The 26,971-nt window shown below is 75.3% G+C and carries 18 protein-coding genes and 2 pseudogenes; 9 read left to right on the plus strand and 11 right to left on the minus strand.

Going from position 1 to position 26,971, the window contains the following annotated elements; all coding sequences use genetic code 11:
- Positions 1–117: 117 nt before the first annotated feature.
- Positions 118–1,098, minus strand: a pseudogene (locus ACZ7G1_RS00785) (LuxR family transcriptional regulator); the annotation flags it as partial.
- Positions 1,099–1,246: 148 nt separating this feature from the next.
- On the opposite strand from ACZ7G1_RS00785, the gene ACZ7G1_RS00790 reads away from it, so the two are divergent.
- From ACZ7G1_RS00790 to ACZ7G1_RS00815, 6 genes are all read left to right on the plus strand, one after another.
- Positions 1,247–2,659, plus strand: a complete 1,413-nt coding sequence (locus ACZ7G1_RS00790) for an aminopeptidase P family protein (RefSeq protein ID WP_470881039.1) — start codon at positions 1,247–1,249, stop codon at positions 2,657–2,659.
- A 155-nt stretch (positions 2,660–2,814) separates the two neighbouring features.
- Positions 2,815–4,077, plus strand: a complete 1,263-nt coding sequence (locus ACZ7G1_RS00795) for a sialidase family protein (RefSeq protein WP_470881037.1) — start codon at positions 2,815–2,817, stop codon at positions 4,075–4,077.
- A 126-nt stretch (positions 4,078–4,203) separates the two neighbouring features.
- The gene (locus ACZ7G1_RS00800; protein WP_470881035.1) at positions 4,204–4,650 is read left to right on the plus strand and encodes an STAS domain-containing protein; all 447 of its coding nucleotides are present in this window, start codon (positions 4,204–4,206) and stop codon (positions 4,648–4,650) included.
- A 104-nt stretch (positions 4,651–4,754) separates the two neighbouring features.
- Positions 4,755–5,270 (plus strand): helix-turn-helix transcriptional regulator, encoded by a 516-nt coding sequence (locus ACZ7G1_RS00805; RefSeq protein WP_470881033.1) that lies wholly within the window; start codon positions 4,755–4,757, stop codon positions 5,268–5,270.
- Between the two features lie 95 nt (positions 5,271–5,365).
- Complete coding sequence (locus ACZ7G1_RS00810; RefSeq protein ID WP_470881032.1) at positions 5,366–6,568, plus strand: DUF2306 domain-containing protein; 1,203 nt, start codon at positions 5,366–5,368, stop codon at positions 6,566–6,568.
- Positions 6,565–7,494, plus strand: coding sequence for a hypothetical protein (locus ACZ7G1_RS00815; protein WP_470881031.1), 930 nt, complete (start codon positions 6,565–6,567; stop codon positions 7,492–7,494). Before ACZ7G1_RS00810 ends, ACZ7G1_RS00815 begins: the two co-directional genes overlap by 4 nt.
- Before the next feature lie 11 nt (positions 7,495–7,505).
- Here ACZ7G1_RS00815 and ACZ7G1_RS00820 read toward each other — a convergent pair whose 3' ends face one another.
- Positions 7,506–8,159, minus strand: coding sequence for a hypothetical protein (locus tag ACZ7G1_RS00820; RefSeq protein ID WP_470881029.1), 654 nt, complete (start codon positions 8,157–8,159; stop codon positions 7,506–7,508).
- Between the two features lie 143 nt (positions 8,160–8,302).
- On the opposite strand from ACZ7G1_RS00820, the gene ACZ7G1_RS00825 reads away from it, so the two are divergent.
- Entirely contained in the window at positions 8,303–8,881 is a 579-nt protein-coding gene (locus tag ACZ7G1_RS00825) for an isochorismatase family protein (protein ID WP_470881027.1), read from the plus strand.
- Between the two features lie 22 nt (positions 8,882–8,903).
- Here ACZ7G1_RS00825 and ACZ7G1_RS00830 read toward each other — a convergent pair whose 3' ends face one another.
- From ACZ7G1_RS00830 to ACZ7G1_RS00860, 7 genes and pseudogenes are all read right to left on the minus strand, one after another.
- Positions 8,904–9,434 (minus strand): carboxymuconolactone decarboxylase family protein, encoded by a 531-nt coding sequence (locus tag ACZ7G1_RS00830; RefSeq protein WP_470881025.1) that lies wholly within the window; start codon positions 9,432–9,434, stop codon positions 8,904–8,906.
- Between the two features lie 96 nt (positions 9,435–9,530).
- Positions 9,531–10,787, minus strand: coding sequence for a cytochrome P450 (locus ACZ7G1_RS00835; protein ID WP_470881023.1), 1,257 nt, complete (start codon positions 10,785–10,787; stop codon positions 9,531–9,533).
- A complete protein-coding gene (locus ACZ7G1_RS00840; protein ID WP_470881022.1) occupies positions 10,784–12,538 on the minus strand; it encodes an FAD-dependent monooxygenase in 1,755 nt (584 codons plus the stop codon). The genes ACZ7G1_RS00835 and ACZ7G1_RS00840 overlap by 4 nt, the downstream gene beginning before the upstream one ends.
- 4 nt (positions 12,539–12,542) lie before the next feature.
- The gene (locus ACZ7G1_RS00845) at positions 12,543–15,695 is read right to left on the minus strand and encodes a ferritin-like domain-containing protein (RefSeq protein ID WP_470881020.1); all 3,153 of its coding nucleotides are present in this window, start codon (positions 15,693–15,695) and stop codon (positions 12,543–12,545) included.
- A complete protein-coding gene (locus ACZ7G1_RS00850; RefSeq protein WP_470881018.1) occupies positions 15,692–17,215 on the minus strand; it encodes a flavin monoamine oxidase family protein in 1,524 nt (507 codons plus the stop codon). Before ACZ7G1_RS00850 ends, ACZ7G1_RS00845 begins: the two co-directional genes overlap by 4 nt.
- A gap of 65 nt (positions 17,216–17,280) precedes the next feature.
- Positions 17,281–18,984: an FAD-dependent monooxygenase gene (locus tag ACZ7G1_RS00855; RefSeq protein WP_470881063.1), complete on the minus strand. Its 1,704-nt coding sequence runs from the start codon at positions 18,982–18,984 to the stop codon at positions 17,281–17,283.
- Between the two features lie 434 nt (positions 18,985–19,418).
- Positions 19,419–20,213: pseudogene (locus ACZ7G1_RS00860) on the minus strand (AraC family transcriptional regulator); the annotation flags it as partial.
- Here ACZ7G1_RS00860 and ACZ7G1_RS00865 point away from each other — a divergent pair.
- Entirely contained in the window at positions 20,212–20,697 is a 486-nt protein-coding gene (locus tag ACZ7G1_RS00865) for a DUF2000 family protein (protein WP_470881017.1), read from the plus strand. The pseudogene ACZ7G1_RS00860 and the gene ACZ7G1_RS00865 sit on opposite strands and share 2 nt — an antisense overlap.
- A gap of 136 nt (positions 20,698–20,833) precedes the next feature.
- Positions 20,834–23,737 (plus strand): AAA family ATPase, encoded by a 2,904-nt coding sequence (locus tag ACZ7G1_RS00870; protein ID WP_470881015.1) that lies wholly within the window; start codon positions 20,834–20,836, stop codon positions 23,735–23,737.
- On the opposite strand, the gene ACZ7G1_RS00875 is transcribed toward ACZ7G1_RS00870, so the two are convergent.
- Positions 23,719–25,341: a serine/threonine-protein kinase gene (locus ACZ7G1_RS00875; protein WP_470881013.1), complete on the minus strand. Its 1,623-nt coding sequence runs from the start codon at positions 25,339–25,341 to the stop codon at positions 23,719–23,721. The genes ACZ7G1_RS00870 and ACZ7G1_RS00875 overlap by 19 nt on opposite strands.
- Entirely contained in the window at positions 25,338–26,837 is a 1,500-nt protein-coding gene (locus tag ACZ7G1_RS00880; RefSeq protein ID WP_470881011.1) for a hypothetical protein, read from the minus strand. Before ACZ7G1_RS00880 ends, ACZ7G1_RS00875 begins: the two co-directional genes overlap by 4 nt.
- Positions 26,838–26,971: the final 134 nt, after the last annotated feature.

Below are 26,971 nucleotides of genomic sequence, written 5' to 3' on the forward strand. Positions count from 1 at the left end.
TCGGGAGAAAAGAATAAGCCCACGAAAAACACTCCCTGGATGCAACTTTTTTTGCGGGGAAATTGGGGTTAACGGGGGGCTTGGGGGTTGCCCCCCCCCCCCCCGGCCCCCCCCCCACAGCCAGCCCTGGCGCTGGGCCTGGAGCGCCAGCTGGAACCGGTTGGTGGCGCCGAGCCGGGCCATCAGGACCTGGATGCGGCGGAAGAGCGTACGGCGGCTGACGCCGAGCTCACGGGCGATGACCTCGTCGGCCGCCCCGCCCGCGAGCAGCCGGAGGAGCCGCCGGTCGGCCGGAAGCAGCCCGGCGGGCCGCGTGGCCCGGCCGTGGAAGGGCAGCGCGCTCTGCCAGGCCTGCTCGAAGAGGGCGATGAGCGCGGAGAGCAGCCCGCACGGCTGCACCACCAGCGTCGCGTTGTGCACGTCCGACTCCCTGATCGACAGGGACACCAGCGCGTACGCCTCGTCGATGATCACCAGCTTCACCGGCACCGAGGGCAGCACCCTGGCCTGCTCCCCGGCCTCGATGCACGGCTCGATGGCCGACTCCAGGTTCCCCGGCACCTCAAGGGACTCCCGCGAGTACACCACCCGCTGGGTCACCCCGCGGGCGAGCGTGGCCAGCGCGTCGTCCGTCGCGCCGGGCAGCGGGAAGTACGGCGGCGAGTCGAGCTGCCGGATCTGCTCGCGGGCGCTCGTCCACGCCTGGCGCATCCGCAGGCCCACCGCGTCACCGGTGACGACCTCCACGAGATGGTCGCCGGTGGTCGCGAGCCGCTGCCGCCGGAACGTCTCGAACGCCCCGCCGACCGTGAGCCGGGACGCGTCGAGCTCCGCCGCCCGGTGCCGGCCGAGGATCTCAAGACCCGCGGCGGGCGGCACCGGCGCCACCACCTCGGGTCCCTCCTCGGCGGCGTTCGCCAGACCGGCGTCGACCAGCTCCCCGTACGCCCTCGCGAGCTCCGCGCCCGCCAGGCCGGCCGCCGCGCCGACGGTGCCGAGCGGCGCGGGGCCGAGTTCGAGGAGCTTCCCGTACACCAGGACGGCCTGCTCGCCGATCCCCAGGACCCGGAGGGCCTCGCTGAGCTTCGCGTTCGCCATGCACCGCATTATCGCCGCCCGCCGCAGGCCGAGTGGCCGATCAGTGCCACTGGCACTGCTGGGCACCCGGCGGGCGCCCCGCGCAGTACCGTCCGGATGCCACCGACGACCGGTGGCCTGACAACTCACCCGGAAGAAGGTGCAGGACGTGGCGAAGGGTCGCAAGAACGGCCTCTACGAAGGCGTCTCCGAGGAGCTTTCCGCCCTCATGCGGACCGGCTGGGCGGACACCGAGCGACACGATCTCGAACCGGCGGAGCAGGCCCCCTACGCGGCCCGCCGCCGCGCCGCGCTCTCCGCGCGCTTCCCCGGCGAGCGCCTGGTCATCCCGTCCGGCAACCTCAAGACCCGCTCCAACGACGACCCGTACCCCTTCCGCGCCTACACCGGCTATGTGCACATGACCGGCGACCAGGCCCGCGACGGAGCCCTCGTCCTCGAACCCCGCGCCGACGGCGGCCACGACGCCTACTGCTACCAGCTGCCCCGCGACGGCCGCGACACCGACGAGTTCTGGCTCGGCTACACCGCCGAACTGTGGATGGGCCGCCGCCGCACCCTCGCCGAGTCCGAGGTCGTCCTCGGCCTCGCCTGCCGCGACGTCCGCACCATCGCCGAGGACCTGGCCGCAGGCTCCGGCGTGCCCACCCGCATCGTCCGCGGCGTCGACCCGGCCCTCGAAGCCGCCGTCACCACCGACGAGGAGCGCGACGCCGACTTCGAAGGCGCCCTTAGCGAGCTCCGGCTCGTCAAGGACGCGTGGGAGATCGGCGAGATGCGCAAGGCCGTCGACTCCACCGTCCGCGGCTTCACCGACTGCGTCGGCGAGCTCTCCCGCGCGGTCGCCTCCTCCGAGCGGTGGATCGAGGGCACCTTCTTCCGCCGCGCCCGCCTGGAGGGCAACCACGTCGGCTACGGCTCCATCTGTGCCGCCGGCGAGCACGCCACGATCATGCACTGGACGGACAACGACGGCCCGGTGCGCCCCGGCGAGCTGCTCCTGCTCGACGCCGGCGTGGAGACCCACTCCCTCTACACCGCCGACGTCACCCGCACCCTCCCCATCAGCGGCACCTTCAGCGCCGTCCAGCGCCAGGTGTACGACGCGGTGTACGAGGCCCAGGAAGCCGGCATGGCCGCGGTGAAGCCCGGCGCCCCGTACCGCGCCTTCCACGAGGCCTCCCAGCGCCACCTGGCCGCCCGGCTGGTCGAGTGGGGCTTCATCGAGGGCCCCGTCGACCGCGCCTACGAGCTCGGCCTCCAGCGCCGCTTCACCATGGCGGGCACCGGCCACATGCTCGGCCTCGACGTCCACGACTGCGCGCAGGCGCGCACCGAGGAGTACGTCGGCGGCGTCCTCGAACCGGGCATGGTCCTCACCGTCGAGCCCGGCCTCTACTTCCAGCCGGACGACCTCACCGTCCCCGAGGAGTGGCGCGGCATCGGCGTCCGCATCGAGGACGACCTGCTCGTCACCGAGGACGGCCACGAGAACCTGTCGGACGGCCTGCCGCGCTCCTCGGACGAGGTCGAGGCGTGGATGGCGAGGTTCGCGGGCTGACCGGCCGCACGACCCACGCCCGGTGGCTCCACCGGGTTTCGTCTCCGCGCCGCCCGGTGTTGTCCGGCTGTTCGGATCGCCGCCTTCCGCGGAGGTGATCTTCGGGCCGTGAGCCGCGACGCGCCGGTGCGGCGGCGGAGCGGCAGGAGGCACCCGTGGGGCGTGGAGCCGTGGCAGCGGCGGCGGTCGTCGCGGTGACGGCCGCCGGGCTGCTCGCCGCGGGGCTGATCGGACCATCCGGACGGGGGGAGCCGGCGCCGGGCCGTGCGGGGCCCGGCGCCGGCTGCACGACCTCCGTCCCGTACACGGCCGGGACCGGCGGGTACGCGGGCTACCGCATCCCGGCCGTCGTACGCACCCGGGCCGGCACCGTGCTCGCCTTCGCCGAAGGGCGGGCGGCCGGGGGCGGGGACAGCGGCGCCATCGACATCGTGGTGCGGCGCTCGGAGGACGGCGGCTGCACCTGGGGACCGCAGCGGGTCGCCGCCGACGGCCGGGGCGACACCCGCGGCAACCCCGCGCCGGTCGTCGACCCGCGCACCGGAGACGTCGTCCTCGTCAGCTCCTTCAACGGCGCCGAGGCCACGGAGAGCCGGATCCTCGCCGGAGAGGTCCCGGCGGAGCGCGGCCGCCGGGTCTTCGTGCAGCGCAGCACCGACGACGGCCGCACGTTCTCCGCGCCGCAGGAGATCACGGCCGACGTCACACGCCCCGGCTGGCGCTGGTACGCCACCGGCCCCGGTCACGCCCTGGCCCTCGCCCACGGCCCGCACGCCGGCCGCCTCCTCGTCCCCGCCAACCACTCGGCGGCCCCGCCCCCCGGCTCCCCGGACACCGGCCGCGAGCCCCGCCACTACGGGGCGCACGCCCTCTACAGCGACGACGGCGGCCTGACCTGGCGGCTCGGCTTCGTCGACGACACCTACGACGGCTTCGTCAACGCCAACGAGTCCACCGCCGCCGAACTCCCCGACGGCAGCGTCTACTTCAGCGCCCGCGACCAGCTGGGCAGCAGCCCCGGCAACCGCGCCGACGCCCGCTCCGCCGACGGCGGACTCACCCTCGCCCGCCCCTTCGCGCCCCAGCGCACCCTGGACGCGGTCCCCGTCGTGCAGGGCAGCCTCCTGTACGCCGGCGGGCCGGACCGCCTCCTGCTCTTCTCGGCTCCCTCGGTACCGACCGCGCGCACGGACCTCGCCCTGTGGAGCAGTACGGACGACGGCCGGACCTTCCGGAAGTCGCTCGCGGTCTCCGGAGCCGAGGCCGCCTACTCGGACCTGGTGCGGCTCGGCGCGCGCACCGTCGGGCTCCTCTACGAGACCGGGACCGGCAGCCCGTACGAGACCGTGGAGTTCCGGCGGATCCCGATCGGCGCCGACCCTCCCGGGTCTTCGCCCACCCGTACGGAATCCGGCTGAACAAGCGAGCGAAAACCCGCCCCGCGTTCACCGATTCAGGTGACAGCGGCGAAGGTGAAACGTCCCTTCCCCCAGCGGCACGGCCACGCTCGAAATGACACATGGAGCCACCCTGTGGAGCGTCCGATGCAGCTGATTCCCCGTCACGACCCGTACCTCGTCGTCCGCTCGACCGGCGGCGTCACCGTCGCCGCGCTCCGCGGCGAGCTCGACCTCGTCCTCGTGCGGCACCTGAGGCCCGAGCTCGACGCCCTCGTGCGGGAGGCCGACGCGCTGACCCTCGACATCCGGCGCCTCACCTTCTGCGACGCCACCGGGCTCGGCCTGCTCGCCCACTGCGCCGGGCGCGCGCACCGGCGCGGCGCCCGCTGGCGGCTCCTGTGCGACCAGCCCTGGATCCTCCGGCTCATCCGCCTCGCCGCGCTCGGCGACCTCCTCCGCCCGGAATCCACCCCGCCGGACGGCCTCGCGGCCCACCCCTACGCGGTGTTCCCACCGCTCCCCGGCCGGCCACCGGCCGCCCCCGCCGCGCCCCGCCCCACCGAACCGGGCGTCACCAGGCCCCTCGCGTAGGCGGCGATCATCGCCTCGGCCCGTGGCGGTTTCCCGACCGGTGGGGGTGGCGGATGGCCGCCTCACCAGGGACTTCGGCCCGATCGCGCGGTACGGTCGGCGGCATGTCTGAAGTCCGGTTGACCACCCCCTCCTTCCTTGTGCTCGGCATCATCGACACGCTGGGCGAGGCCAGCCCGTACGACGTGAAGGTCGAGGCGGCGCGGACCGTGGCGCCGTTCTGGGCGATGCCGCACGCGCAGGTGTACGCCCAGTGCGACCGGCTCCTGGAAGCGGGGCTCCTGTCGGAGGTACGCCAGCCGGGCGGCCGGAACCGGCGCCTGATGCGGCTCACCGAGGCGGGGTCGGCCGCCCTGCGCGGCTGGCTCGCCGACCCCGCCTTCGTACCCGTCGAGGCCCGGGAACGCGGCATCCTCAAGCTGTGGTTCGGCGCGAGCCCGCGCGTCCACGCCCCGGTCCAGATCGAGGAGCACCGCAAGACCCTGGACGGGTACGAGGAACTGGCCGGCGACGTGGGCGAGCTGCTGACCCGGGGGCAGCGCGAGGCGCTGGAGTTCGGCATCCGTTATGAGCGGATGATGGTCGATTTCTGGCAGTGGGTCGAAAGTCGCGAGTCCTGAGTTTGTTACCGACCGGTTGACCTCACTCCGGCCCCGCCCTACCTTCCTTCATGGTCCAGATAGGACTATGCCCGGTGCTGAGGAGGGGGACCGCCGTGGGGCGTCCGACAAGCACGACACGGTGGCGGGCCGCCACCGTCGCGGTGACGGTGGTCTGCCTGGCGTACGCGCCGATCGCCATGACCGAACTCTGGCCGTACGCCAGTCCCGGGGCTCCGGCCATCGGCGAATGGATCCTCGGCCGGTCCGTCTCCCCGGAGTTCGTCGCCGAGGCCGTGCGCGACCGGATGGGACCATACGGGCGCAGCCTGCTCCCGCTGATCGTGCACTCGGTCCTGGGCGGGCTCCTCATGCTGCTCGGCCCGGTCCAGCTGCTCTCGGCCGTACGCCGCCGCGTCCGGCTGCACCGGATCACCGGCACCGTGTTCGCCGTCACCGTCTACGTGTCCATGGCCGGCGCCGCCCTCTACCTCGTCCGCACCCCGCCGGAACGGGCCTTCAGCGGCGCCGCGTTCTGGATCGTGCTCGCCACGATCCTCGTCGGCACGGTCGGCAGCGTGACCTTCGGCGTCCTCGCCGCCGTCCGGGGCTTCCCCGACCTCCACCAACGCTGGATGCTGCTCTGCTACGGCTTCCTGATGACCGCCCCGCTGCTCCGGCTCGAATGGGGCTTCCTGCCTTCCCTCTACCCGGGCCTCGGCATCCTCGACATCAACCGCGTCGCGATCATGCACCTCGGCTCCCTGGTGGCCTTCGGCGCGCTCCTCGCCTCCCGCGCCCTCGACCGGCGTGACACCGTCCCCGGCCTGACCGGCACCTGGTGCCCCCTCCCCGTCCAGGTCGCGGCCCACCTCGCGGGTGCCGCCGGCCTCGCCTGGATCACGGTCGCCTTCCTCGACGGCGGCACCGCGGGCCGGCGTCTGCTCGTCGCCTACCTCGTCCCCTACGCCGTGACCTACGCCGTCATCGCCGTACGCGCTGCCTGCGCCGGCAGCCGGGGCGCCGCCTGGCCGCGCGAGGAATGGCGGCTCCATCTCGTCGCCCTCTGCCTCGCGCCCGCCTTCTCCGCGGTCACCGTGCCCGTACTCGAACGGTCCATGGGCCTCGACCGCCCCACGGCCATGCTCGCGGGCGTCGGCATCGGCGGCGGCATGCTCGCCTACGCCGCCGTCACCGTCGTCAGCCTCCGCGTCCTGCACGCCCGGGAACTCCTGAAGCGGCGGGCCGCGTTCGCCGACCTGCCCACCCGCCCCGCCACGGCGGCGGCCGCGACCGTCACGGAAGGACGTCAGGCATGAGCGAGACCGGACAGCGGGCGACCGAGGCGGCCGCGGCGGAGGGGGCGGGGGAGCCGGGGGAGGTGCGGGGGCGTGAACTGTCGTCCGCCCTCGTGGTCCTGAGCGGTGTCGTCGGGGGCATCAGCCTCGCCGTCGGCGGGCTGCTCGCCGTGGCGGGCCTCCTCGGCCACCGGGCGGGTGCCTGGGTGTCACCGGAGGCGCTGAGCCCGGGCCTGGTGGGCGCGGCCATGCTGGGCGTGGCGCCCGCGCTGTTCACGATAGGCCGGGCGCGGGTCTGGGAGGAGGTGCGGAGCCTCGCGCTGCCGCTCGTGATCGTCCTCGTGGGCCTCTTCACGGTCAGCGTCCTCAACGCCGGTGACCTCCAGGCCTTCCGGGGCGGCCCGATCTTCCTCGCCCTGTTCAGCCTCGGCTGGGTCGCCACCCTGGGCGTCCTCGCACTCGCCGCCGTGGGCTGTCTCGCCGCGCAGTACCTCAGGCCGGTGCGGGGAGCGTCCCCCGGTACCGGCCCCGGTCCGGTCGCGCCGCTGCCCGGCTGGTCCAAGCCGCCGCTCGCGGTGCTCGGTTCGGCCTGGCTCGGCATCGGGGCGGGACTGCTCGTCTTCCCCGGCTTCTGGGGCCCGCTGGTCCCGTGGACGGTGAACCGCGCCGACGCGCAGGGCCTCGGCGTGTGGGCCCTCTCCCTCGGCGTCGGCGTGCTCGCCTCACTGGCCGAGGACGACCTGGCCCGCACCCGCCCCGCCCTCCGGGCCGTCCCGGTGGTGGCCGTCGCCCTCGCGGTCGTCCTCGCCGTGCGCGCCGGTTCCGTCGACTGGGCCTCGGGGCCCGGGGTCTCCCTGGTGGCGCTGGTCACCGGCCTGTTCACGACCGGGGCATCGGGGATGTGGCTCCTGTCCCGGGCCGAGAAGGCGGACGCGGCGGGGCGGTGACGCCGGCCTCCTCAGGGGCGCCAGCGCGGAGCTTCGTCGTCGGGCTCGTCCGGGCTCGCGAAATGGAAGGGCACGGAGAAGGCGGCGGCCAGGGCGCCGCCCACCTCCTCGGCGACGACGGCCGACAGGTGGCGGGCAACGCGGGGGGCTTTCCTGGCACGGCGCTTCCCGGCCTGGCCGCGCTCGCCGCGTGCGTCACGCCCGCCGACCGGGTCGGGCCGGTCGCGCCGGTCGGGTGCGGCGGACCCGGTGCGGCCCTCCGGCCCTTCGCCCAGGTGCCGTAGGGCCGTCTCGCGGTAGATCGTGGCCAGGGGGCGTTCACCGGCGGGTTCGTCGGTGATCGCGAGGAGGTTCACGAACCAGTCGTGCGTGGTGTCGCCGTCCCACACCGCCTCGATGGCGACGACCCGCCCGGGGCAGCCGGCGGCGCGGGCGGCCAGGGACTCCTGGTCGAGGGGGCTGTCGGGGGTGCGGGCGACGCGGTCGCCGTGGTGGAGATAGCGCTGGTGGACGACGAGTTCGGCGTCGTGGAGCCCCATCCCGTGGACGCGGCCGATGTCGAGGACGGCGAGGACGGCCCGCATCCGCGCGTCCTGGAGGACGTAGGCGTCCACCTGTCGCCGGATTCCGTCCGGTAGCAGCTCCCACCAGTCGGACGTCTCCATCCCCGCCATTCCCCACCCCGCTCGTGCTTTCGGTCAGCGCGCCAGACTAACCCGCCGCCTCGGGCCCGCGCCGGGGCGTTTCCGCCGGTCCGGCGGCCGGAACTCCGTGGCGGCGCGGGCCGGGTGGGAGTGATGATGGCGGGATGACTCAGCTCGCAGAGCCCGTGGACGCCCTGATCGTCGTGGACGTGCAGTCGGCGTTCGTCACCGGGGACGGCGCGGTGCCCGCGGCCGACCGGCTCGTCGACCGCACGACGGATCTCCTCGCCCGCGCCCGGAAGGCGGGTGCGCTCGTCGTCCACCTCCAGAACGACGGCCCGCCCGGGTCCGAGGACGAACCCCACACGCCCGGCTGGGAGCTCCACCACCCGGTGGAGTCCGGCCCCCGCGAGGTGGTGATCCGCAAGCCCTACGACGACGGCTTCGAGGAGACCCCGCTGGGCGGCGTGCTCGCCGACGCGGGCGTACGGGCGCTCGCCGTCTGCGGCGTCATGTCGGAGATGTGCGTCCAGGCGACGGCCCGTACGGCCCTGGAGCGCGGCTACCGGGTCGTCCTGCCGCACGACGCCCACGCCACCCAGGACTGCCCGGCGGTCCCCGGCGTCCACGACCTCGTGCCCGCCGCGACCGTCTCCCGCGTCGCCGCCTACTCCCTCGGCAGCGACGCGGAGGTCACGGTGCCCGCCTCCGCCGTCGCCTTCACCGCCCCCGAGGGCGACTGAACGCCGGCCCCCGGGGGCGTACTCAGGCCTCGGGCTCCGGCTGGATGCCCGCGAGGAGGTTGAAGGCGCCGGTCAGGAGGTTGAGGGTGACCACGCCGACCACTTCCGCGATGACCCGGTCACTCCAGCCGTGCGCCCGTACCTCGGCGACGTCGTCGTCCGAGAGGGAGCCCGGCTCGGCGAGGACGCGCAGGGCGAGACCGATGAGGGCGGCCTCGCGGGGGTCGGTCGAGGTGCCCTGGCGGGCCAGTTCGATGTCGGTCTCGCCGAGCCCGGCCGCACGGCCCGCCTCGCGGTGGGCGTCGCGGCAGGTGCCGCAGCCGATCCACTCCTGGACGGCGAGGGAGAGCTTCTCGCTGAGCGCGCGGGGGATCCTGACCCGCTTCATGGCCCGGGAGAGGCTCAGGTAGCCGTCGAGCAGCGCGGGCGAGTGCGCCATCGTCGACACCATCTCACCGGCCGAACCGTGCCGTTCGACGATGTCGCCGAGCAACTCGCCCGCGCGGCCGGGTGCCTGCTCGGGGGTGAGCGCGGTCAGTCTTCTGGTGGTCACGGAACCTCCTCGTCATACCCCTGGGGGGTACCTTGTCCAACGGGTGGGCGGGGGCTGGTGTTCCCGAAGAGGAGGTCGCGTTCGCTAGACGGGGTGTCAGCAGGACAGCGTCAGGCGGGACGGCCCGTGGAAGACCCAGTCAGGGGCGTACTCCACCTCCACCCGTGGCCGCGCGCCGGGGCGGAGCGCGGTCAGGCGGTCCAGGAGGAGGCCGAGGCCGATCTCGGCCTCCGCGCGGGCCAGCGCGGCCCCGACGCAGTAGTGGATGCCGAGGCCGAACGCGCAGTGGCGGGCGCTGTCGCGGTGGATGTCGAGACGGTCGGGGTCGGGGAAGCGCGCCGGGTCGCGGCCCGCGGAGCCGAGGACGGCCTGGACCCGGTCGCCCCGGCGGATCGTGCGGCCGGCGAGGGCGGTGTCCCGGTGCGCCCAGCGGGTGACCATCTGGACGGGCGGATCGTGGCGCAGGAACTCGTCGACGGCCTTCGGCAACAGCGCGGGATCGGCGCGCAGTTCGTCCCCGGCGCCGGGGTGGGCGAGCAGCGCGAGCACCGCCTTGCCCAGCAGGCCCGTCGTCGTCTCGTGGCCGGCGGTCAGCAGGTGGACGCAGGTCGCCGTCAGCGTCGTCGTGTCCAGGGCCGGGTCCTCGACCCCGGCCCTGGCGAGCGCGGAGAGCAGGTCGCCGCGGTCGTCCGCACGCCGGGCCGTGAGCTCCCCGCCGAAGTACGCCTCCAGTTCCGCCGCCGCCCGGTCCGCCCGGTCGAGCGCGTCCGGTGACCGGTCGCCCCGGGTGCCGCCGGCCCGCTGGAGCGCGAGTGCCTCCGTACGGAACCACGGCCACCGTTCGCCCGGCACCCCGAGCAGCCCCGCCACGACGAGCAGCGGGTACGGGGCGGCGAACCCCTCGACCAGTTCCACGACCGGCCGCCCTGCCAGCGGTGCGGTCAGCTCCTCGGCGATCTCCCGCACCCGGGGGCGAAGTGCCCTGACGGCCGGGGCGCCGAGGGGCGGTGACACCCGGGCGCGCAGGCGGGTGTGCCGGGGCGGGTCGAGGAAGACGAGCCAGTTCTCGACGATCCGCCGCAGCGCCGCGTACCCGTCGGGGACCGGTATCGCGCTCGCCGCCGAAGGGCGGGCCCTGCGGAAGCTCCGGTCCGTCAGTACGCCGGTCACCTCCGCGTGCCCGAAGACGTACCAGGTCGTCGTCGCCCCGCCGTCCACGGCGTTCGGCGTGCGGACCGCGTGCACCGGGTCGGTCTCGCGGTAGCGGCGGTAGACGGGGTAGGGATCGGCCAGGTCGAGGCGGCCCGGATCGAACGGCTCCAGGAGGCCCGCGCCGACCGTGCGCCCGCTCATCCCGCCTCCCCGCAGGCCCCCGACCCCGACCCCGAGCCGTCCCCGTCGGGCAAGGCCCCTCGCACCATGTCCGCCACCCGCCCGGGATCGGCCGGCGGGGCGGTGCCGCGCCAGGCGACGTGGCCGTCGGGGCGGACGAGGACGAAGGGGCGTTCGTAGCGGCGGGCCGTCTCCCGGTCGTGGCAGCGGACGACGCGCAGGGGGACGCGGCGGTCGGAGAAGGCACGGGCGAGGCCCTCCGGGGCGGTGGGGCCGGAGCAGATCAGGACGAAGGCGCCGCCGAAGAGGTCGAGGGTGGACCGGCCGGGAGAGAGCCAGGCGTGCGGGGCTCGGGCGCCCGGCAGGGTCGTACGGTTCCAGGCGGGAGTGCCGTCCTGTCCCGGCAGCGGGTCGGGGCGGAAGGACGAGGCGCCGGGGGACGAGGCGCCGGGCGGCGAGGAGGCGGGGGACGAGGTGCCGGGGGCGTGGTGCTTCTCGTCGGCGATGGCCGGGGAGGCGTAGCGGTACGCGAAGTGGGCGTCGGGGGCGTCGAATTCGCGCCCGGGGTCGGAGGCGGCGATCTCCCGGGCGAGGGCGGCGCGGGCCCGTTCGCCCGCCGGTGTCCCGTCGCGGAGGTCGGCGGAGAGGCGCCGGTCGATGGTGCGCCGGAGGTTGCGGTGGCTCTCTTCGAGGGAGCCGACGGCCACCGGGCGCCGCTCGGTCTCGTAGGTGTCCAGGAGGCCCGGTCCGGCCCAGCCCGCCAGGTCGGCGGCCAGCTTCCAGCCGAGGTCGGCGGCGTCGCCGACGCCGGTGGCGAGGCCGAGTCCGCCGGAGGGCGAGAGCGTGTGGGCCGCGTCGCCCGCGAGCAGAACGCGTCCGGCGCGGTACCGGGCGGCCACCCGGTGCGTCAGGTGCCAGGTGGCGTCCGACAGCACCTCCACCGGTACCTGGAGGGCGAGCGCCCGGTGCACCGCCCACTCGGCCTCCGCGGGCCCGGCCGGGCAGGTCAGCCGGTACAGGTCGCGGCCGTCGATGGCCCGCAACGGGTAGCGCAGGCCGCCCGGTTCGGTCACGAAGTGGACGAGGGCCGCGCGGGGGCCGAGAAGCGCTCCGAGGCCGGGCGCGCGGAAGAGGATGTTGCGCAGGACGCGGGTCCGGTGGTGCTCGGGCGCCTCGATCCCGCAGGCCTTGCGGACCGGGGACGAGGCGCCGTCGCAGCCCACCAGGTACTGGGCGCGCACGGTCGTCCGTACCCCGGAGGCGTCCACCAGCACGGCGCTCACCCGGTCGGGGCGGGGCGTGAGTTCGACCAGGCGCGTACCGAGGCGGACGGGGCCGTCGGGGCGGACCCCGAGGCGGTCGGTGAGCAGCGGCGCCAGCCAGTGCTGCGGGCAGATCGCCTCCGGTTCGGGCGTGTAGGACGGCAGAGGGCGCCCGCCGGCCGTGCCGAGGCGCAGCCGGTGCAGTTCGTGGCCGCCGACGGCGGTCACCCAGGCGATGTCCAGGGTGTGGTCGGCCGGCCAGCCCGCGCCGCGGATGGCGTCGGCGACGCCCCAGCGCCGGAAGGCCTCCATGGCGCGCGGCCCGACGGTGGAGACCTTGGGGTGCGCGACGCCGCCGTCGCCGGCCTCCGCCAGGACGAAGTCCACGCCCCGGTGGGCCAGATCGAGGGCGAGCGCGAGGCCCACGGGCCCGCCGCCCACGATCAGGACCTCGGTCTCCTCGGACCTGCCGCGGGCCACCCGGTTCGTTCGTGCTCCGGTGTACGTCACGGGTTCAGCTCCTCCCCTCGTGTGCGAACCGATCCGCGTACCAGGCCATCAGCTCCGGCACCCGCTCCGGCACGCCCTCGCACGCGCGGGCCATCGCCGCGAGGTGCCGGAAGCGCATCACGAAGCCGCGCCGGGCCACGTCGGGGCGCGCGATGTACGCGGGCGGCTCCTCCAGTTCGAAGGACGGTCCCGCCGTGCGCCCCCGCCACCCCGACTCCATCGGCATCAGCTGCTCGGCGAGCGGGCGCATCATCCCCGTCATCACGTCGATGGCGGCGTTCATCAGCTTCGACCGGCGCAGACTCGCGTCGGGGCTCTCCCCGAAGTGCTGGACGATCAGCTGGAGCATCATGAAGTAGCAGCGGTTGAACAGGCGCATCACCTCCCGCGCGTGCGGATCGGCGACCGCCGCCCGCCGCGGGTGCCCGGGATCGAGCGTCGGGTTCCGCAGCGACGGATAGGCGGGGTGCCACGGCGTGCCCTTCCCGTGCGGGCCGTCGGCGCGCTCGGTCATCAGCAGCTCCGCGAGCCGCACGAAGGTGTCGTGGTGGGACTCGGTGCCGTCCTTCGCCGCGTCGAGGACGCCCCCTTCGCCCTGCTCGGTCACGAAGTCGACGGCGAACAGGGCGCTCGACAGGTCGTCCACCTCCAACTGGTAGTCGGGGTGCACGGCGTTGACCGCGGCCCCGACGAAGAGATGGTGCTCGCCCCCGCCGCGCCCCCGGTCCACCGGGAACAGGTCGGGGACCCGGGTCAGGCCCTCCCGGATGCCCGCGTACAGCTCGCTCGGCGAACCGAAGGGCCCGGTCCCGTTCACCGCGCCCGTGCCGCCCGCGAGCCGCTCGGGCCGCTCGATGGCGATGAACCGCTGGAGGCTGCCCAGATGCAGCGGTTCGAGCGCGAAGTCGAGCGGCAGCGGCAGCCGGCCCGGCGTGCCGAAGTCGACCTCAGGCACATGGAACGGCTCGCCCATCGCCATCAGGATGTTGTTGACGACGAGGAAGTGCGTCATCTCCTCCCGCGCCACGTCGAACAGGCTGTCCCGCACCCCCTTCGCCAGGGTCTCCCCGCCGTCCCCGCAGGCCAGCCGCAGCTGCCGGGGCGTCCACACCCCGCTGCGGACGTACTCGAAGCCCGTGCCGTGGGTGGGCACCGAGTACCCCGCGTACAGGTACTGCAGGGAGGTGGCGAGCTCCACCGTGACCGCCTGCCAGAGCGCCGCGCGCAGCTGCGCCCGCGTGGTGATCTGTGGATACGACCGGACGGGCGAGGTGAAGGAGGCCGGGGGCACGGCCGCCGCCGCGCTCTGCGCGCGCAGGTACTTGAGCAGCAGCCGCGCCTTCGGCAGGGACAGGTCGCGGGTCGGCGGCATGTAGTACGTCCTGTCCTTGTTCGCCGGATCGCACATCTGCCAGATGAGCTTGGCGTACGTCTCCACCTTGCAGCGGTCCGCGAGACTGAACACCTCGTCCCGCATGAACGGGAACAGCTGCTCGTAGTACGCGAACACCTCCCGGTGCAGCAGCTCGAAGGTCACGTCCTGCTGGAGGACCGCGTCAAGCCGCCAGTCGTCGGGCAGCACCCGCACCGCCGCGGACCCCGCCCAGGGCCAGAACCCGAGGGCGTCCTCGTGGTCGTAGCAGCCCGCCGCAGACGGGCCCGCGGGCGGCACCTCGTCGGGCCCGGCGGCGAGCAGCAGCCGCGCGGTCCCGGCCCGTGAGCCGGCGACCGTGAACCAGCCGCGCCCCCGCGCGTCCGTCCCGACGACGCAGGAGGCCGCCCCCGCACCCGAGGGCTCCTTCTCCCCGGCCGTGCGGCCCGCCCGGAGCCGTACGATCCGCACGTCCCCGCACTCGGCGTGCGGCGCGGACGCCGCCGGATCGAGCGGCAGGGCGCGCGGGTTGGGGTACTGGCGCACGACGACCGTGTCGAGCGCGGCCGGACGTCCCCGCAGGAACGTCCGCACCGGGACCTCGACCTCGTACTCCTCACCCCGCTCGGGGTCGGGATGCTCCAGGATCAGGCAGGCCTCGTCCGTCACCACCACCGCCTCCCGCTCCCGCAGCACCACCACCGGCGAGGCGGTGCCGGTCCCGGCCGGCGCCACCAGGACGAGGCCCTCCGTCCCCGCCTGCCGTACGGCCTCCGGCGACGCCACCGGAACGGTCACGACCACGCCGTCCCCGCCGGGCCCCTCGGGGAGGACGGCGACCGGCAGATCCGTGCGGGCGGTCCGCAGCTCAAGGGCCGTACCCCCAGGCCCGGAGGGATGCGGCGTGAACGGCCGGTGGAACGCGACCCCGTCCGGGGAGACCCGTACCGCACACGGCCCGGACGCCCCGGCGCCCCGCCCCGGGGGCAGGAGCAGCCGGCCGGCCGGGTGCGTACGCGGCTCGTCCGGGTGCCAGGGCGCGATCGTGCCCCGCAGCCCCCACACGACAGGGGCGTCACCTTCCTCAGGGCCGGCCTCGCCCTCCGGCCGCTCCAGCGTGAACTGCACCAGGATCCCGCCGCCTTCGTACGACTCCGCCGCAGCCCGCAGCGCACGCACGGCGGGGGAGTCCACGGTCCCGGCGGGCCAGTCGAGGCCCTCGCCGGCGCCGATGGCGCACTGGTGGAGCACGCGGCGGACCGGGGAGAAGCCGTGCCAGCGGGGCGGCATGAAGCCGGACAGGTCGCCGACACAGAGGTAACCGCCGTCGTGGGAGCGGCCGTCGCGGCCGAAGGCGAACTGGCCGCCCATGAGGGTGGCCGTCCACGCGGAGGCGGGGTCGACGTCGAAGACACGGGCCCGATTCACCGTCGTCCCCAGGTACGGATTGTGGTGCCCCCACAGGTCGACGGCACGGCCGACCACCGGATCGGCCGTGTCCACGGGGCCGTCGCTGAGCTGCACCCCGGTGATCCGGGCGTCGAGGAGGAAATGGCCGTTGCCGGAGAAGTGCCCGCCGCGCGCCCGTCGATCGGCGAGGTGCGCGTGATAGGTCCCGGCCGGTTCCCCGACCCCGAACGGCCGCGGCGGAGCGGCCTGTCCGGGATCCGGGCCGCGCAGGGCGGTGTTGCCCGCCAGGTCCACCAGGCCGTTGTGCGGACCGGTGGGCAGCCGGGAGACGGCGGTGCCGCCGAAGTAGAGACGGGGAAGGTCGAAGACGCTCACGCGGCCTCCCGTTCGACTGGGGGAGCGGCACCCCGGCGCGGCGCGTGACGTGCGATGAGGGAGACCGCGTCGAGCGCCGACTCGACCGCGCCCTCGATCCAGGCGGGTTCGGTCGCGCAGTGCTCACCGGCGAAGAACATCCGGCGCTGCGGCCGCACGGCCCGCCGCCGCTGCTCCTCGCAGGCGGCCGCGTCGCGGCCCCAGCGGATGGTGCAGCCGCCCGCCGCCCACGGATGCGTGCCCCAGGCGAGGCTGGCGACACCGCGCACCATGCCGCGCCGCAGGAGCTGCGGATGCATCCGGCCCAGTTCTTCTACGACGGTCCGGTGCCGGACGGCGGGCGCCATCCGGCCGAGGTGCTCGGCGTCCTCCCCGATCGTGTAGCTGGCGAGCAGCGCGGCGCCCTGGCCGGCGTCCACGGCGCCGTCGGATTCGGACGGCGGATAGTACGTCTGCCGGATGCGGCCGCCGCTGAAGGAGGCACCGCCCCGGATTCCCTCCCGCTCCCAGAACGGCTCACGGCAGTGGACCGCGACCTTCGTCGCCGGGCAGTAGTCGACCTCCCGCACGACCGCGAGCTTGTCCTCGTCGAAGCCGGCGAGCGTCAGACCCCGCAGCACCGAGAACGGCACCGTGCACAGCACGTAGTCGCAGCGCCGGACGGCCGCCGATGGGCCGTCGTCCCCGAGCCGTACGAGGACGTGGTCGGCGGCCACCTCGAAGCCCGACACCCGCTGGCCGAGCCAGATCGGCCCGCGGATCCGGGCCGCCAGGCGCTGTGCGAGCTGGTCCATCCCGCAGGCGAGCCGGACCAGTTCCGGGCTGGTCTCGGTGAGGATGTCGTCGAGGAAGCCGTTGAGGCGCGTGCCGCACCCGGCGCGGATGCCGGGGTGCGCCGCGAAGAGACCGTGCACGTCTATGCGGTCCTTGGCGTGACCGAGGAGGTGCGGGGAGACGTCGACCTCCTCGACGAGGTCGAGGAGGTTGCGGGCGAGATCGGCGCGGAGCCCGGCGCGCAGCGCCGGCGGCGCCACGGCGTCGACGACGGCCGCGAGCCACGCGCCGAACACGACGGTCTCCTCGCGGTACCGGCCGCCCGGCAGCGAGGCCCGCACGTCGGCGATCAGAGCCCGGGGCGCGTCCCGCAGCCGTACGTGCCCGGTGCTGGTCGCGAGATAGGCGTTCTCCTCGGAGAGCAGCGTCGTGAACGGGCGGACCTGGTCGCCGAGCCCGAGGTGCTCGACGTACCGCATCGTGCGGTGGTGCGCGGTGGGGATGCGCATGGCGCCGAGCTCCACGAACGGGGCGCCCTCGGCCGCGCCGAAGCGATGGGTGCGGACCCGACCCCCGAGTCTGCGGCTGCCCTCCAGTATCTCGACGCGGAACCCGAGCCGCTCCAGTTCGTAGGCGGCGACCAGGCCGGCCATCCCCGCTCCGACGACGGTGACGGTGCTGTTGGCGCGGGTCCGCCGCCGGGCGCGCGGCAGGGGACTGGTCTGCGTGACGGTGGTGGTGTGCATGACGGTCCGACTCCCGATCGGTTCGGTGCGCGGGTCTGGGCGGGGCTGCCGCGACTCCGGACGGTTCACGGACCGCCGTGGGCGAGCGTCGCCAGGTAGTCGCGGAGCAGGGCGGTGCGGATGAGCGGGGCGACCAGACCCACGTAGCCGTCGGGTCGCACCAGGCGCAGGTCGTCGGGGTGCCCGAGCCGTCTCGCCTCGGCCCCGTCCCAGGGCGTCACGGGCAGGATCCGCACCGGCGCGGGGAACCGGTCGCAGGCCTCGCGCAGCGCCTCCAGGGTGCCCGGGTCGGCCCGGCCGGCGTGCAGGACCACGGTCCACCGCTCGTAGCCGAGCAGGGTGTGCAGGCGGACGGCGGCGGGCCCCGAGGCCGGGTCCCGTGCCGGTCCTCCGGCGGGTTCCCGGCCGGGAGCGCTCGCGAAGTCCCTCGGGAACGCCGGTCCTTCGGCCGGATCGCCGGCCTCCGGCGCGGTGACCGCGAGGTCCGGCATCCGGTCGCCGGCGCGCGGTCCCGTGCGGTGCCGGCGGTGGCCCGGACGGTGCCAGGACAAGGTGCTGTCGCCGTGGTTCCTGCGCAGGTCGCTCAGCCGCAGGTCGAGCCGGCGCTGGAAGCCGCGCCGGGCCAGCGCGATCGGCACGGTGGCGGTGAACGCCCGGTAGCCGAGCGGCGGAAGCGGCAGCTCCATGAAGTTGAACCGCATCTCGCGGATGTACCGCACCGCCATCAGCCGCTGCTCGCGGCTGTACGTGTCCAGGAGCGCCTCGCCCGCCTGCCCCCGGTGCACGGCGGCGAGCTTCCAGGCGAGGTTGTGGGCGCCGAGGATGCCGACGTTCATGCCGTGCCCGCCGACCGGCGCCCAGGCGTGGGCCGCGTCCCCGGCGAGCAGGCCGCGCCCGACGCGGAGCCGCGCCGCCACCCGGTCGCTGAAGCGCGCCCGGTTCAGCCAGAGCTGCTCGGTGGGTTCGAGGCGCAGGCCGGGCATCCGGGCGGTGTCCGCGACCAGGTCGCGGAGTTCGTCCATGGTGGGCGCGGTGGTGAGGGTGGGGTCGGGATCGTCGCGGAAGCAGAAGAAGCGGCAGCCGCCGCCGGGCAGCGGGAAGACGAGCAGCGAGCGGTGCGGCGCCAGGAAGATGTGCCCCCGGCCGGGCTCCTCGCCCAGCGGCCAGGTGGGGTGGGCGTTGCCCTGCACGACCTGGAGGCCGGTGCGGCGGCGTCCCTCGAAGGCGATGCCGAGCCGGTCCCTGACGACGCTGGCGGTTCCTTCGCAGCCGACGATCCACGGTGCGGCGGCCGACTCGACCCGCCCGTCCTCGTGCCGCAGGGTGAACTCGGCCCGGTCCTCGTGGACTTTGACGTCGGTCACCTCGGTGTTCCACTCGACGGCCGTGCCGAGCCAGGCCAGTTCCTCGCAGAGGAGCCGCTCGATGTCGTGCTGCTCGATGTTGAGGGGCCGCGCGTGGGCCGAGCGCGTCCAGCCGGTGACGAGTTCGCCGAGCGGCCGGTCGCGCGCGTGGATCGTCACCGCGTCCAGCTCCACCCCGTGCCGCCGGAGCGTCTCGCCGACCCCCAGGGCGTCGAGCGCCTCCCGTGCCCGGGCCCAGATCACCAGGGCGCGGGCCTCGTGCTTGGCGGCGGGGGCCTTGTCGACGATCCGCACCCGCAGCCCGAGCCGGCGCAGCCCGATCGCGAGCGTCAGCCCGACGGGACCCGCGCCGACCACACACACGTCCACGTCCGCGGCCCTGTCCGCGTCCTTGCCGGTCTCCATCCGGGTCACCCGCCCCTCCGCTCACCGTTCCCGGGGTACAGCGTGCGGGGCGGAAGATCACCGTCGACAGGGCGTGCGGCAGGGCGCGGGAATCATGCCGACCAGGGGATATGACTACCTGTGCATCGTTCGGTCCGTTTGAGTGACGAGGGTCGGAATCCGGTCGACTTCGGTCGTCCCCGGTCGTTCGGTGATCGCCAGGAGGCGGGACGCGAGGCCGTATCCGACGCTCCGGGCGGCCCGCGCCCATGGCCGGATCATCACTCTCCGGCGCCGGACCCGTCTCGCCTGTCGGCGCGGATGGCGTCGACCCGCCACGGCCGGGGCCCGTTCCCCGCCCCGCCGTCCCCGTCCGCGTGGCCAGTTGTCGACAGGGGTACGGCTCCGGCGAGCGAAAGGCCGGACCCGCCGGCCGCAGCGACCGGCACGGCACCCGCCCCCTCCCGGGCGAAACGCCCCGGCGTGGTGCCCACCAACCGCTTGAAGGCACGCGTCAGATGAGACTGGTCGTAGAAGCCCGTCGCGGCGGCGACCTCGCCCGGCGCCTGTCCTTCGAGCAACAGCCGCCGGGCGCGATCGAGCCGCCTGGCCGTCAGGTACTGGTGCGGCGCGATACCGAAGGCCCCGCTGAACGCCCGTACCAGATGGGTCGGATGGGCGTGCAGCAGCCCCGCCGCCTCGTCCAGGGACAGCCCCTGTGCCAGCCGCTCGTCGAGCAGATCCCGCAGATCACGGGCGACACCGGGATCCGCCGGCCGGGCGGGGGTCACGAGCCGGGGCCGCAAATGATCCCGCAACCGCTCCCCGATCAGCGCGAGACGGCTCTGCGCCTCCAGCTCACCGCCCGGATCGGCGAGCGCGGTGTGCAACTGCCCCACACGACGGCGCAGCAGCGGATCCACGAGATCGGGCCCGTCCACCGCCGGCCCGATGAGACTCTCGTCCAGCTGCGTCAGGTCCAGGTACAGGACCCGCTTCCGGAAACCGCGCGAGGTGGCGGGCGAGCCGTTGTGCGGCACCTGCGGCGGCAGCAGGGACACCGTGTCGGCCGGAGTACCGCGCTCCCGCCGGTCCAGGTCGTAGCGCACGGCCCCGTCGTCCACGATCAGCAGCGTCCACACGTCGTGGACGTGCATCGGGTACGCGTGCTCGGTGTAGTGCGCGTGGAAGACCTCCACGACCCCCGGTACGTGCGGCCGCCACGCCGAGACCTCTTGCCTGGCGGGCATGCAAAGAATGTACAAGACGGCACGAGGGGGCGATCGGCAGTCTCATTCCATGACCACCACCGACATCGCCCCCGTCCGCTTCGACACCAAGATCGCCGTTCTGCTCCGCGAGGACCTGGAGACCTGGCAGCGGCTGAACGTCACCGCCTTCCTCGTCAGCGGCCTCGGCTCGCAGGTGCCCGAGGTCATCGGCGAACCGTACGCCGACGGTGACGACGTCCCCTACCTCCCCATGTTCCGCCAGCCCGTCCTCGTCTTCGAAGGCTCCAAGGAGACCCTGACCGCCGCCCACGGCCGCGCCCTCTCCCGCGCCCTGCCCCGCGCCGTCTTCACCGCCGACCTCTTCACCACCGGCAACGACCGCGACAACCGCGCCGCCGTCCGCGCCGTCTCCACGGCGGACCTCGACCTCGTCGGCCTCGCCGTCCACGGCCCGCGCAACGCCGTCGACAAGATCCTCAAGGGCGCGCGCATGCACCCCTGAGCCCCCCCTCCCGGCGCCCCGCGCCGGCCGGCCCCTCCGGCTCACGCCCCTCATCACGGGCCGAAGGCCCCGATGTCGGCGGCGTGCCGTACAACTGGGAACCGGGAAGAAGCGGGACGGTACGAGGGGCTGGTACGTGGAGACTTTCGGGGAACGGGGAGGCGCCGACCGCGCACCCCTCGTCGGGCGGGCCCGGGAACTCGACCGGCTCGACGCGCTGCTGCGCCGCCGCACCCACGGGGAGGGCCCGGTCGCCGCCGACGTCACCGGCGACCCGGGCATCGGCAAGACCCGGCTCCTCGCCGAGTTCGCCCGCCACACCCGCCGACGCGGCACGGTCGTCCTCCACGGCCGAGCCGGTACGGACCCGGGCCTCCCCTACCACGTCCTCGCCGACGCCTTCGCCGACCTCGACGACCGGGACCGCCGAGCGTTCCCCGCGCTCGCCACGGCGGCGGACCTCGTGGAGGCGGCCCACACGCCCGCTCCGGACGTCACCGCCGCCGTGCGGGCCGACCACGTGCGCCGGATCGCGGCCGCCCTGGGGCGGGTCACGGAACCGGGGCTCGTGCTCGTGCTCGTGCTCGACGACCTGCACGACGCCGACCCGGCGTCCGTCCAGCTGCTCGACCACCTCCTACGGCATCCGCGCCGGGCGCCCGTCCTGCTCCTGCTCGCCCGGCGCGAACGCCAGACACCGCCCGGCCTCGCCTCCGTCCTGGCCCGCGCGGTCGACTCGGGGGCCGTCTCCCCGCTGGCCCTCGGCCCGTTGGGACAGCGGGACTGCGCGGAGGGGCTCGCCCCCTGGCTGCCGCCCGAGAAAGCCCGCGAGGTGCACCGCGACAGCCTCGGCAACCCGCTCTACTACCGCGCGCTCGCGACCGCCCGCACGGACCGGAGCGCGGCGGCCGTGGCCGGCACCGGACCGGTCGCGGTGCTGCTCGCCGAACTCACCGCGCTCGACGAGCCGGAGAAGGCGGTCGTCGAGGCGATCGCCGTGCTCGGCGAGCGGGCGACCGCCGACCTGGTGGCGGCCGTGGCCCCGCCCGGCACGCGCCGCATGGAACGGGGGAGCGTCGACGAGGCCCTGCGGACGCTGGCCCGCCGCGACCTCGTCCGGCCCGACGCGCACGGACACCTCCTCACGTTGCGCCACCCGGCCCTGCCCGAACTCGTGCGGGGCGCCCTCGACCCGTGGCGCCGCCGCACGCTGCACCGGCGCTCCGCGACCGCCCTCGCCGAGGCCGGCGCACCCCTGACCGAGCGCGCGCCCCACCTCGTACGGGCCACGACGGCCTGGGACCCGGCCACCGCCGCCGAACTCGTCCAGGCCGCGGAACTGATCGGCGCGGCCGACCCCGCCCTCGCCGCCGACTGGCTCGCCGCCGTCCTCGCCCTGCTCCCCGACACCCCCGAACAGCACGCCACCCGCCGCGACCTGACGCTCCGGCGCGCCCGCGCCCTCGGCTGCGCCGGACGCGTCGCGGAGAGCCGCGACCTCCTCCACCGGCTCATCGACGCGTGCCGCCCCGGCGACACCACCACGGCGGAACTGCGCACCTCCGCCGTGCTCCTCTGCGCCTTCATGGAACGGCACCTCGGCCGTTATCCCGAGGCCGACGCGCTGCTCCGCCGCGAGCTGGAGCGCAGCCCGCGGCCCCGGTCCGACCTGCGGACCTGGCTCGTCGTGGAATGGGGCTGCCGGGCGCTCTTCGCCTCCCGGTACCCGGAGGTCCGCCCCGTCGTCGCGGAGACCCTGGAGGAGGCGCGGCGGCACGGCGACGCGCCGGGGACGGCCGAGCTGCTCACGCTGGCCGCGCTCGGCGAGGTGTACGAGGGGGAGACCACCGCCGCCCGCGCGCTCGCGGCGGAGGCGGCGGCGCACACCGACACCCTCACCGACGGCGAACTGGCCCGGCACGCCGAATCGCTGGTGCGGCTCGGCTGGTGCGAGGTCTTCCTGGAGCAGTACGGGGCGGCCGAGCGGCACACCACCCGCGGCGTCGCGATGGCCCGGCGCGCGGGGCGGCCCTTCGCGCTCTCGCAGCTGCTCCTCTGCTCGGCGTACGTCCACTTCCTGACCGGCAGAACCGGCACCGCGCTCGACCTGGCCGACGAGTCCGTCGCGGTGGCCCGCACCCTGGGCGGCGCCGAACTCCTCGGATTCAGCAGGGCCATCCGGGCCACCGTCCTCCTGCACGCCCGGCCCCTCGGGGACCCCGGGGCGCTGGCGGCCGCCGAGGAGGCGGCGGCGACCGTGGGGACGGCGGAGGGGTGGTGGGCCACGCAGGCGCGTTGCCTGCTCGGCTACAGCGTGCCCGTCGCTCAGGACCCGCACCGGGTGCGCGAGGTGCTGGTGCGGGCGGGCGGCGACCCGGACCTCTCGCGGCTCCAGGCCTCACTGCGGCCCGGCTATCTGGAACTTCTCGCCGGGGCCGCCCTCGCCGCCGGCGACCTCCCGGAGGCCGAGCGCGGGGCGCGGCTCGCGCTGGCCGAGGCCGAGCCGCTCGGGCTGCCCGTCCAGCGCGGCGCGGCCCTGCGGGCCCGGGGACGGATCCTGGCGCACCGGGGTGAACCGGCCGCCGCGGCACGGGCGTTCACCGAGGCGGCCAGGGAGAGCGCGCGCTCGGGAGCCGTGGTGCGCGAGGCGCACAGCCTGCTCCTCGCGGCCCCTCAGCTGCATGCCTCGGGCGACGCGGCGCAGGCCGTCGCGGTGTGGCGAAGAGGCCGCCGCCTGGCCGCCGAAGGCGGGGCCCGGATGCTGGTGGACCTGGCGGACCGGACCAGACCCGCCCCGCCGGAGGCCGCCGCCGGGGGACGGCTCGCCGTCCTCACCCCGCGCGAGCGGGAGATCTCGGCCCTGGTCGCCGAGGGCCTCACCAACCAGGCCGTCGCCGAGCGGCTCTGCCTCAGCCCGCGCACGGTCGAGAGCCATGTCGCCCGCGTCTACCGCAAGACGGGAGTGGAGACCAGAGCCGGACTCGCCTCCCTCGTCGTGCGGGCCGACACGACGGCCCGCGGTCAGTTCTCGCGCGGATAGGTGGCGATCACCCGGCCCTTCGCGTCGGCCTTGAGATACGCGGAGCCGTACGTGTCGGAGAGGTACACGCTCAGCCCCGGGCCGCTGCCGAGCAGGGTCGACGCCGGATTGACGACGAGATACCGGCTCGTCGGCTTCTCGACGCCCAGCTCCTTGTCGGCCCGCTTCATGAGCGCCGGCAGGACGTCCCAGTCGAAGACCTTCAGGTCCACCGGCACCGTCCCGGGAAACGCCGTACCACCCGGTCCCTCCCGCACGGCCACGTCCTGACCCCGGTACACGTACCGGTCGTACCGCTTCGTACTGCCCTTGACCACCGACTCGGCCACCGCGTACTCCGGGTACACCACGAAGCTCGTCACCTTCGCCCCACCCGTCGCCGCCCGCACCGCCGCCACGGCGGCCCGCACCCCGTCGGGCGTCAGCAGATCGCGCGGCACCGGCGCCGTCGCCTTCGTCCCCGGCGTACCGGTCGAGGCGGACGGCCCGCGGCCGCCGGCCCCCGACTTCGCCGGAGGCGCCGCCGTCGGACCGTCCCCCGCCTCGCCCGGCCGCCAGTCCCAGGACATCGCCCCGACGGGGATGCCCACCGCGAGGACCACCACGGCCACGGCGCCCAGGAACCGCCCGGCGCGCCCACGCCGCCGCGAGCCGGGGGCTCCGGACGGGGCGGTGGTGGCGGGCCCGGCGGGCACGGCGGCCGCCGGGGGCCGTACCGCCTGCGAAGGGGGCGCCAGGTGGAAGGAGGTGGTGTCGGCCGCGGCCGGCTCGACGGCGTCCACCTCGGCGGCGATCTCGGCCAGTACCCCGTCGAGCTCCGCCGCGTCGGGACGCGCGGCGGGGTCCCGTACCAGGAGACGGGTGAGGACCTCGGTGAGGGGGCCGGCGCTCAGGGGCGGCGGTACATCGTCGGAGAGGACGGCCGCCAGGGTGGCGAGGGTGTTCGCGCGGCGCAGCGGATGGTGGCCCTCGACGGCCACGTACAGGAGCATGGCGAGGGACCACAGGTCGGCGGCCGGACCGCTGGTGCCGCCGCGGATGCGCTCGGGAGCCATGTAGTCCGGGGACCCGATGATCGAACCCGACGCGGTCAGGACGGTCGACTCGCGGATCGCGGCGATGCCGAAGTCGGTGAGCACGGGGCGGCCGTCCGGGCGCAGCAGGACGTTGGCGGGCTTCACGTCCCGGTGCTCGATGTCCCGCGCGTGCGCGGCGCGCAGGGCCGAGAGCAACTCGCGGCCGAGCCCGGCGGCCTCGGCGGGCGTCATCGTGCCGCGCTCCAGCCGGTCCTGGAGCGAACCGCCGGTGACGAGTTCCATGACCAGCCACGGGTACGTTCCCTCGCCCGCGTCCACGATGTGATGGATCGTCACCACGTTCGGGTGGTCGATCCGGGCCAGCGCCCGCGCCTCGCGCAGCACCCGGGCGCGCAGCGTCCGGGCGTTCTCCGCGTCCTGCTCGGCGAGCGCGGGATCGGGCGGCCGGACCTCCTTGACCGCCACGTCGCGGTGCAGGGCCAGGTCGCGGGCCCGCCAGACCGTTCCCATCCCACCGCCGCCCAGCCGCTCCACCAGCTCGAAGCGGCCGTCGATCACTCTGTTCACACGCACCCCTGCACTCGCGTCCTCGGAGCCGCCCCGGCCTTCCGCCCGGTCCCGCCCACATCGCCGTACACGTTCACTTGATAGGGCCCCGGCACCTCGCACGGCTCCGGCAGCGCCCGGAGGTCCTCGGCCCCCTCCACCGGCTCCCCGGCAGGGTCCGACGCGCGCGCCGCGCGACGGCTCAGATCCTCGGCGTGCCTCGGGTCCTCCCACCCTCCGGCCAGCGCCGCCGCCCGCGCGTACTCCCGCGCGGCCCGACCGGGTTCGCCCAGGCCGAGGGCACAGTACGCGAGCCAGGCACCGGCCCGTACGAGCCCCACCTCGCCGCCGGACTCCATGAACCCCGCCACCGCCTCCGCGAGCAGCGCGGCGCCTTCCCCGAAGCGGCCGCGCTCGGCGTACACGGAGCCGAGCCGCGACCGCGCGAGCGCTCCCGGAAGCGGATCGACGGCCACCCCGCCGGTCAGCCGGACCGCCTCGGCGAGCAGCGCCACCACGTCGGCCTCGGCGGGCCCCTTCGCGTGCGCGCCCGTCGGCGTCCGCGCCAGTGCCAGGCACAGGCGTGCCCGGTCGTCGTCGCGCAGCGGTGCGGGGGAGCCGTCGGTGGGCACGGCGGCGCGGAGGGCCGAGCGGAGCAGGACGGCCGCCTCCGCGCGGGCGCCGGTGGCGCGGAGCACCCCGGCGAGAAGCAGTTCGGGTTCCACGGCCGCCCACGGCCGTCCGGCGGCCCGGTGTTCCGCGACCGCGGCCCCCAGGTGGGCGAGGGCCGCCGTCGGGTCGTCGGGCGCGGTGATCCGGCCCAGGAGCGCACGGGCGTCGGCGAGCGGCCGGAGCGCGGTGGGGTCCGCCGGGTGCTTGGCCGCGAAGGTGATCAGCCGCCCGAGCTCCTTCCGCAGCCCGGCCGCCGCGCCCGCCGGGTCCGCGGCCGTACCGAGGAGGTCGGCGCACATGCGGGCGCGCAGCAGGAGCACGGTCGTGGCCTGCCCGGCAGTGGCCCGTCCCGTCCGGTACAGGACGATCGCCCGCCCGCGCAGCTCGGCGAGCTCGGCGCGAGCCGTCACCGACACCGGCGCCTCACTCCCGTACCCGCCGGAGCCCGCGTACGGCCCCGCACCGGCCCCCGCGTACCCACCGGCCCGCACCGCCCGCGCCCTGGAGACCAGTGCCTTGCCGTGCCGCCCGGCGCGTTCGTGCAGGTCGGCGGCGCGGGAGAACAGCGGGCCGGCGGCGGGGCGGGCCTTGCCGCGGCAGTCGAGCGCGGTGGAGTCGAGGGCGTCCGCGTGATCCCCCGGCGTGATCGCCCCGCCCGCCCGCCGCAAGGCCGCCGCGGCCCGCTCCCAGGCGCCGCCCGCCGCCGGGTGCCCCTCGGCGGTGAGCCAGCGGGCCCGCTTGAGGAGGCCGCGAGGGTCCTCCGGCGCGTCGCACGGGCCGGGCCCGAAGCCGTACCCGTACGACGGCGTACCGAGGCGGAACGCGTCGGACGAGCGGCTGCTCATGCGGAGTACTCCGGTGAGGAAGGGCGACGGGGGACGGGCGAAGGCGGCGGGCGAAGGCGGCGGGGCGACGGCAGGGGGGAGCCGCGGACGGTGCCGGGGGCAGGGGCTTACACAGAGGTCGAACCGACTTTCGC

The organism is Streptomyces sp. NPDC037273 (assembly GCF_055603625.1).

Coding starts and splice junctions, on each gene's coding strand:
- ACZ7G1_RS00800 (WP_470881035.1), top strand. CDS start 4,204: ATGCAGCTGATTCCCCGTCACGACCCGTACCTCGTCGTCCGCTCGACC.
- ACZ7G1_RS00805 (WP_470881033.1), top strand. CDS start 4,755: ATGTCTGAAGTCCGGTTGACCACCCCCTCCTTCCTTGTGCTCGGCATC.
- ACZ7G1_RS00815 (WP_470881031.1), top strand. CDS start 6,565: ATGAGCGAGACCGGACAGCGGGCGACCGAGGCGGCCGCGGCGGAGGGG.
- ACZ7G1_RS00820 (WP_470881029.1), bottom strand. CDS start 8,159: ATGGAGACGTCCGACTGGTGGGAGCTGCTACCGGACGGAATCCGGCGA.
- ACZ7G1_RS00825 (WP_470881027.1), top strand. CDS start 8,303: ATGACTCAGCTCGCAGAGCCCGTGGACGCCCTGATCGTCGTGGACGTG.
- ACZ7G1_RS00835 (WP_470881023.1), bottom strand. CDS start 10,787: ATGAGCGGGCGCACGGTCGGCGCGGGCCTCCTGGAGCCGTTCGATCCG.
- ACZ7G1_RS00850 (WP_470881018.1), bottom strand. CDS start 17,215: ATGCACACCACCACCGTCACGCAGACCAGTCCCCTGCCGCGCGCCCGG.
- ACZ7G1_RS00855 (WP_470881063.1), bottom strand. CDS start 18,984: ATGGAGACCGGCAAGGACGCGGACAGGGCCGCGGACGTGGACGTGTGT.
- ACZ7G1_RS00865 (WP_470881017.1), top strand. CDS start 20,212: ATGCAAAGAATGTACAAGACGGCACGAGGGGGCGATCGGCAGTCTCAT.
- ACZ7G1_RS00880 (WP_470881011.1), bottom strand. CDS start 26,837: ATGAGCAGCCGCTCGTCCGACGCGTTCCGCCTCGGTACGCCGTCGTAC.